General features: G+C 54.1%; 5 protein-coding genes. 4 read left to right on the top strand and 1 reads right to left on the bottom strand.

Annotated features, from left to right (window positions below):
- Nucleotides 1-189 precede the first annotated feature (189 nt).
- The gene (hpaR, locus tag HV832_RS15930; RefSeq protein WP_176804858.1) at nt 190-639 is read right to left on the bottom strand and encodes a homoprotocatechuate degradation operon regulator HpaR; all 450 of its coding nucleotides are present in this window, start codon (nt 637-639) and stop codon (nt 190-192) included.
- 158 nt (nt 640-797) lie between these two features.
- Between hpaR and HV832_RS15925 the strand changes: the two genes are divergently transcribed.
- From HV832_RS15925 to HV832_RS15910, 4 genes are all read left to right on the top strand, one after another.
- Complete coding sequence (locus HV832_RS15925; RefSeq protein ID WP_176804856.1) at nt 798-1739, top strand: bestrophin family protein; 942 nt, start codon at nt 798-800, stop codon at nt 1737-1739.
- Nucleotides 1740-1827: 88 nt separating this feature from the next.
- Nucleotides 1828-3354, top strand: coding sequence for a succinyl-CoA:acetate CoA-transferase ScpC (locus HV832_RS15920; protein ID WP_176804854.1), 1527 nt, complete (start codon nt 1828-1830; stop codon nt 3352-3354).
- An 87-nt stretch (nt 3355-3441) separates the two neighbouring features.
- A complete protein-coding gene (locus tag HV832_RS15915) occupies nt 3442-4653 on the top strand; it encodes an MFS transporter (protein WP_223827326.1) in 1212 nt (403 codons plus the stop codon).
- A 300-nt stretch (nt 4654-4953) separates the two neighbouring features.
- A complete protein-coding gene (locus tag HV832_RS15910) occupies nt 4954-6261 on the top strand; it encodes an MFS transporter (RefSeq protein WP_176804849.1) in 1308 nt (435 codons plus the stop codon).
- Nucleotides 6262-6273: the final 12 nt, after the last annotated feature.

Here is a 6273-nt window from a genome sequence, read left to right as displayed (position 1 = left end):
TATCCAGCTGAGCTACAGCCGCGAAGAAAAAAATTATAGCACAGGTATTTGATTTTTATAAGCCCTACGGAGGCCAGGGCTGATTTTTTCATACGTACAGATTTCATTACACATGAACGCCCTGCGCCTGACACAGAGCCATCAGCCACTCCGCACAAATTCCTACCCCCTCATCCGGACAAGCACTGATCACAAGATATGCCTGACATCCTGTTCCCTGACCTGATTAAACTGTTCGAGCGCCATAATCAAATTTTCAATGGCACTCAAACCATAGGCCTCCTCAATATGTCGGTATTGAGCATCAATCAGCGGTGCCATTTCCGCCATCAGCGCATCGCCATGAGCTGACAAAGCAATCATGACCCGGCGCTGATCGCCTGTCACCGCGCTGCGCCGGATCAAATCCAGCTCTTCCATCCGCTTCAGCACACCGGCCATACTCGGACTGGATATCTGACATAGCTCGCAAAGCTCACGTGGCTCAGCCTGAGCATGTTCATCCAGCACACGCAAAATCCGCCATTGCTGATCGGTCAGTCCGAACTTGCTGATGATGGGCCGGAAATGACACATGAGGTTCGCCCTCGCCTTCAAAAATAACTGTGGCAAATTCCGGTTAGCAATCCGATGCTTCATTCCGCCTCCTGCGAAATTTATTTCCCAAAGAATATCCGTCATTGTACAGATTTGACTTACTAACATATTAGTGATTTAATTCACTAACATATTAGCGAATTTCGATACTAAATGAAAAATTTAATCGCCAAAACATTGATCCATTCCGGGGAAATCGCGTGATTATCAGAGATCGTCCTTCCGGATTTCGTTTGTTCTTAATGCTGCGCGGCTCCGTTCTGCCCCGGATACTGCCCGCGCTGACGATCAATATCATCATTGCGACGCTGGTCACTTTGTCGCACGGAGATCTGTTTGAGCTGAAAATTACGCTGACGACCATCCCCTTCTCCCTGATCGGCCTGCCGATATCGATTTTCCTGGGCTTCAGGAACAACGCTGCCTATGACCGCTTCTGGGAAGCACGCAAACTGTGGGGCGAACTGGTGCTGAAGAGTCGTAATCTTTCCCGGCAATGCCGCAGTCTGATTCATGATCCCCATCCGGCGGTTGCCAGCAACGGAGTCGGAGATATCCGCATCCGCATGGTTTACCGGACGATCGCTTTTGCTCATGCCCTGAAAAATCTGCTGAGAAATCAGGACAATGGAAAAGAATTCCAGCAATGGCTGACCACGCAGGAACTGACGGAGTCCGGCCGTTTCAGAAACAAGCCGGATTTTCTGATGCAGTGCATGGGTGCCGATTTGCAACGCTGTCTGCAGGAAAAACGGATTGACAGCTGCCTCGCTGCCAATATCGACAATACCCTGTCAGCGCTGACTTCGGCAGCGGCTGCTTGCGAACGGATCCGCAATACGCCGATTCCATTTTCCTATACGCTGCTGTTGCACCGAACGGCTTATATCTACTGCTTCCTGCTGCCTTTCGGCCTGGTGGACTCAATCGGCTTTATGACACCGTTTGTGGTCGCGGTGGTGGCTTATACCTTTTTCGGGTTGGATGCGCTGGGTGATGAAATCGAGGAACCGTTTGGTACCGAATCCAACGACCTGCCGCTCGATGCCATCTGCCGGGCGATTGAAATTGATTTACGTGAATCCATCCACGATGTGCATATCCCCCCCGCTATGCTGCCGGTGAATTACTGCCTGACCTGAATCCACCGTCACCAAGCCAGCCAGACAACCTGATCGCAGAATCAGGACAGATAACGATCCCGATTACTTTCAGAGACAAAGGAACATCATGCAAGACGCTCAACAACAAAGGATACGCCTGCCCGAATTACGCAACCGCATCACCAGTGCCGAACATGCCGCCTCGTGGATAGAAGACGGCATGACTATCGGCATGAGCGGTTTCACCCGGGCGGGGGATGCCAAAGTCGTCCCACTGGCAATTGCAGAGCGCGCCCGGGCTGAGCAACTCAAAATCACTCTGATGACAGGCGCTTCGCTCGGCAGCGACATCGATAAGACCCTAACGGAAGCAGGTGCCATGTCACGCCGGATGCCGTTTCAGGCCGATCCTACATTGCGTGCCGCGATTAACCGCGGCGAAGTGATGTATGTCGATCAGCATTTATCCGAAACGGTCGAGCAGTTGCGCACCCGTCAGATTAATGCGATCGACATTGCGATTATTGAAGCCGTGGCGATTACTGAAACCGGTGCCATCATTCCTACGACGTCGGTTGGCAACAGCGCCAGCTTCGCGATTCTTGCGGATCAGGTCATTGTCGAAATCAATATGACGCAATCAATGGAACTGGAAGGTCTGCACGATATTTTCATTCCAAAGCACCGTCCGCAACGCGAGCCGATTCCACTGATGTCTGCCCATGACCGTATCGGCACAACTGCCATCATGATCCCGCCGGAAAAAATCGTTGCGATTGTCATTACGCAAAAAGAAGACAGTGCATCGACCATTCTTCCACCCGATGCAGAGACTGCCCAGATTGCCGCGCATCTGGTTGATTTCTTTAAAGAAGAAGTCCGCGACGGCAGACTGACCAATCATCTGATGCCCATGCAGGCGGGTATCGGCACCATCGCCAATGCGGTCATGAGCGGTTTTATTGACAGCCCGTTTGAACATCTGACGATGTATTCCGAAGTCTTGCAGGACTCGACTTTCGATCTGTTTGATGCCGGCAAACTCGACTTTGCTTCCGGCTCCTCCATCACCTTGTCTGCCGAGAAAAGCAAAGCGGTGCTGTCTGATATCGGCAAGTATAAGGACCGGCTGGTGTTGCGTCCGCAGGAAGTCAGCAATCATCCTGAAGTCATCCGGCGACTCGGCATCATCGCCATCAACACTGCGCTGGAAGTCGACATTTACGGCAACGTAAATTCCACTCATGTACTCGGCACGCACATGATGAACGGCATCGGCGGTTCGGGAGATTTTGCCCGCAATGCTTACCTGTCGGTCTTTGCGACCAAATCGACAGCCAAGCATGGCAAAATTTCCAGCATTGTGCCGATGGTGACTCATGTCGATCACAGCGAACATGATGTCGATATCATTGTCACTGAAGTCGGGCTGGCTGACCTGCGCGGCCTGGCGCCGCGCGAACGTGCCCAGAAGATCATCCATCACTGCGTTCCTGCGCCTTACCGGCAGATGTTGCTGGATTATCTGTCCGAAGCGGAAACCCGGGGCGGGCAAACGCCGCACGTATTGGAAAAAGCATTCAGCTGGCATACGCGCTACCGTGAAACCGGCTCCATGCTGGAAGAAACTGCTGTTCTGAAAGCCGTCGCCTGAAAACGCCAGATTCAGAATCCATCTACAATGTCACCCTTCTGCCCCGGAATCCGGGGTAGATAGCGATCACACTGACCGATGGATACCATGACGACGACGCAAACCCCTGATCACCTGCCGGCTCTGGCGATTCCCCTGTTATCGCTGGCAGCGTTCGGCAGCGGCGTTTCACTCAGGGTGATGGATCCGATTCTGCCTTTGCTGAGCAATGAATTCCATGTCGGACTGGGCGATGCTTCGCTCGTGATTACGCTATTCTCGGTTGCCTATGGTATCGCTCAATTATTCTTCGGCCCGTTAGGGGATCGCTTCGGCAAATATCTGGTCATTGCCGGTGCCTCACTGGTCTGCGCTGTTACTGCACTGCTGTGCGGACTGGTCAGCAATTTTTCCATGCTGCTGAGCGCACGCCTGCTGGCTGGCGCTACTGCCGCCGCAATCATTCCGCTCTCCATGGCGTGGATCGGCGACGTCATCCCTTATGCGCAACGGCAGCCTGTGCTGGCAAAATTCCTGATCGGGCAGATTCTCGGTTTATCGGGCGGCGTACTACTCGGTGGATTTGCCGCAGATGCGCATCAGTGGCGCTTACCGTTCCTGCTGATCGCCGCGATTTTTATTTGCACCGCTGCCGGCCTGTTTGCAGTCAACCGCCGCCTTCCGGCGCATGCCCGCCTGACCCGTGAAACAGAGGGTTCGGCGCTGATGCATATCCTCAACGAATTCAGCGAAATCGGCAGGCTGCCGTGGGCAAGACTGGTGCTGGCAACCGTGTTTCTGGAGGGCGCATTTCTGTATGGTCCATTTGCGTTCATCGCCTCCCACCTGCATCAGCGATTCGGTATCTCCCTGACATCGGCAGGCTCGATCATCATGCTGTTCGGTTTCGGAGGATTTGCCTTTGCCATGAATGCCAGAAGACTGGTACAGCGCTGGGGAGAAAGCGGACTTTCACTCCGTGGCGGCATCATTCTCGCCGCTGCGTTAATGACTACGGGGCTGGCCGTGCAGTGGTGGTATGCCATCCCCGCCTGTTTCATGGCTGGACTGGGCTTTTACATGCTGCATAATACGCTTCAGATCAATGCCACTCAGATGGCGCCAGAACGCAGAGGCGCTGCCGTTTCCGCTTTTGCTTCCAGTTTTTTCCTGGGTCAGTCTGCCGGTGTTGGTCTGGCAGGCCGCCTGATTCACTATACCGATACCGGCAATATCATGTTGTACGGTGCAGCGGGACTGATCGTGGTCAGCCTGTATTTTGCGCGACGTCTGCAACATAAGCATCGTCATCAGATGTAAATCCTCTCGCGGTATCTCCGCACCAAAACATCACGCCTGCCGCACCAATTGAATGCACAATTCAGGAGCAGCGCTGATGCCATACTGCCAGCCGCTTTCTGGCTGGTTTCACCACGCGCTGCCAGCCCCTGTTTCAGGTTGGCACGCTATATGCTTAATAACGGATAACTGAATCAACGGCGATTCAGTCCAATTTCAGCAGATCTAACGATGGGTTTGCACGGACAACGGCGTCCGCCCGGTCAGGGAGAGTTCCTGACTGCGCGGACGCCTTTTTATTTTTACAGGATAAAAATGATCATGGCCAGCAAAGCAGACACTATCAGACTTTTCAGTTTCGACACGCCGCCGATGCGTGCGTTCCATTTAACCTGGATGGCTTTTTTCACCTGTTTTTTTGCCTGGTTTGCCTGTGCGCCGCTGATGCCGGTCATCAAGGGGGAATTTGGCTTGAGCATGGCGCAGATCGCCAATATCAATATTGCGGCCGTCTCCGTCACGATCCTGGTGCGGCTGATCATCGGTCCTATGTGTGACCGCTTCGGCCCGCGCAAAACCTATACCGGCCTGCTGCTGGCCGGTGCATTGCCGGTATTCGGTGTGGCATTTACGCAGAGTTACGAAAGCTTTTTGTTCTTCCGTCTGTGCATCGGTGCGATTGGCGCCAGCTTTGTGATTACGCAGTACCACACCTCGGTCATGTTTGCGCCGAATGTGGTTGGCACCGCCAATGCCGCAGCTGCGGGCTGGGGCAATACCGGTGGTGGTGCTGCACAGGCGCTGATGCCTTTACTGTTATCTGCTTTGCTGATGCTGGGAGTCAGTGAATCACTGGGCTGGCGGCTAGCGATGATGGTGCCTGGTGTGCTGATGCTGGTGATGGCTGCCATTTACTGGCATTTCACACAGGACTGCCCGGAAGGTAATTATGCAGAATTACGCGCTCAGGGTATCGCTATCGAGGGTGGGAAAAAAGGCGGCTGGGCCAGCTTCTGTGCGGCCAGCCGTAACTATCGCGTCTGGCTGCTGTTCATCACCTACGGAGCCTGCTTTGGCGTGGAAATTTTCATCCATAACATTGCTGCGGTGTATTACGTCGACCATTTCGGTCTGTCGCTCAAAAGCGCGGGCATGGCAGCAGCCAGCTTTGGTCTGCTGGCACTGTTTGCACGGGCACTGGGTGGCTGGCTGTCTGATAAAGCAGCCTTGCGCGGCGGCTTAAATACCCGTGCCAGCGTGCTGTTCGTGATGATGCTGGGCGAAGGTCTGGGCCTGCTATGGTTTGCCCATGCCAACAGCGTGACGCTGGCGGTCTGCGCCATGCTGACCTTTGGTCTATTCACCCACATGGCCTGCGGCGCGACTTACGCACTGGTGCCTTTCATCGACCGCAAAGCACTCGGTGGCGTGGCAGGCATTATCGGCGCGGGCGGCAATGCCGGTGCGGTGCTGGCCGGTTTTCTGATGAAAAGTCTGGGTGATGTGCAGCAGACACTCGGCCTGTTAGGAATCGCTGTGACGGTTTCCGCACTGTGCGCAATTGCTGTCCGCTTCAGCGCAGCGCATCAGGCCAGCGAACAAATCAGCATGCATAACATCACCGCTTAAGGAATCACAGAT

This window comes from Cognatundibacterium oligocarboniphilum (assembly GCF_013377855.1).
Classification (GTDB): domain Bacteria; phylum Pseudomonadota; class Gammaproteobacteria; order Burkholderiales; family Burkholderiaceae_D; genus Undibacterium; species Undibacterium oligocarboniphilum.
This window is presented reverse-complemented; position numbering and strand designations above follow the sequence as displayed.